We start from the raw sequence: 1,135 nt of genomic DNA, 5'->3' as shown, positions 1-1,135 counted from the left end.
CCGTTGGGCGTCTAAGACGATCAGTGGGTCCATTCTTGCCTCCAATCATGCGGCTATCCGGGATCGTACCGGGCTGAGCCGAGTCTGGAATCTCTGGGTACTGCCCTCCAAGGCCAGCAGAGCGAGCTCAACCTCGTCCAATCGCGTCGGACGTGCATTTTCCGGCATGCCTTCAGCGGTGGCCAAGTCGATCAGGTACTCGTTCCAGGCCCAGTTCTTGAGCACGGCACGTTTCTCGTCGGGTGCGAGTACCGGGTCATCCACCACCTCCATCGGACAGGCGTAGAATGTCTCGGGCTCGGAAAGCGCCGTCTGTATGTGCGCTGCCTGTGCACCAGCGCCATAGTTGTGGCTTGCCTGGAGCCATGCCAATTGTAGCCGTTGCCAAACCACGTCGGAAAAGGCGTGCCTCTCCTCCGATGCTTGCCTGTTGCTGACCTTGGCCTGAGAGCCAGAAGATGGAGCCTGCACCACGTAGCTGAGGCCTTGGCGCTCCGCATAACGGATCGCCGCCTCCAGCGTCGGAAAATCCAGTCGAACCTGGGTCAGGGTGTCCCGGCCGCCCGTATAGCCCATCAGCGGCTCGATGAACGGGGCTGTGCGAGGTTCGAAGATCAATCGCCAGTCCTTGCGGGGCTTTGCCGAGGTCATGGCCGAGCGGCATGGCTGGTAGATCCGTCCCGTCACGCCGTCCGGAAACACTGACCGCCCCATTGACAAAGCCGGCTCGTCGACACGAGACCGATTGTCATTGTCCGGCCGGCCGGAGGTCCTGGTTGGGCTTCTGATGTCGCTGCTTTGAACTGTCTCCATTGTCTGTCCCTCCTATCATGAAGGGTGGTACGAGCAGCGGCCGTTACGGCCGCTGCTCATACTGCCGTGCGTCAGTTCTTGCCGTTGATTGCGATCCGCTTGGCCTTCGCCTGCGCCCGCTCGGTCTTGGGCAAGGTCACGGTCAGCACCCCGTTCTTGAAGGCGGCGTTGACCTTGTCTTCCTCGACCTCGTAGCCGAGCGGAATGAGGCGCTCGAAGCGACCGTAGAAGCGCTCGGAGAACTGCCGGTCTTTGTCCTCGGTCTCGGAACGCTTCTCGCCTTTAAGCTTGAGCGCCCCGTTGTCCAGCAGGACTTCTATGA

2 protein-coding genes are annotated in these 1,135 nt (G+C 61.1%); both read right to left on the bottom strand.

Going from position 1 to position 1,135, the window contains the following annotated elements; genetic code table 11:
- Positions 1-45 precede the first annotated feature (45 nt).
- Positions 46-813, bottom strand: coding sequence for an NADH dehydrogenase ubiquinone Fe-S protein 4 (locus EOA22_RS34585; RefSeq protein WP_063170828.1), 768 nt, complete (start codon positions 811-813; stop codon positions 46-48).
- A 71-nt stretch (positions 814-884) separates the two neighbouring features.
- The coding region (locus EOA22_RS34580; protein ID WP_164756217.1) for an Hsp20/alpha crystallin family protein at positions 885-1,135 on the bottom strand (251 nt) is incomplete at its 5' end.

The sequence above is a fragment of the Mesorhizobium sp. M7A.F.Ca.US.014.04.1.1 genome, from assembly GCF_003998745.1.
In the GTDB taxonomy this organism is placed as follows: domain Bacteria; phylum Pseudomonadota; class Alphaproteobacteria; order Rhizobiales; family Rhizobiaceae; genus Mesorhizobium; species Mesorhizobium ciceri.
Note: the sequence above shows the minus strand (reverse complement) of the source record. Positions and strands in the feature narration are given on the sequence as shown.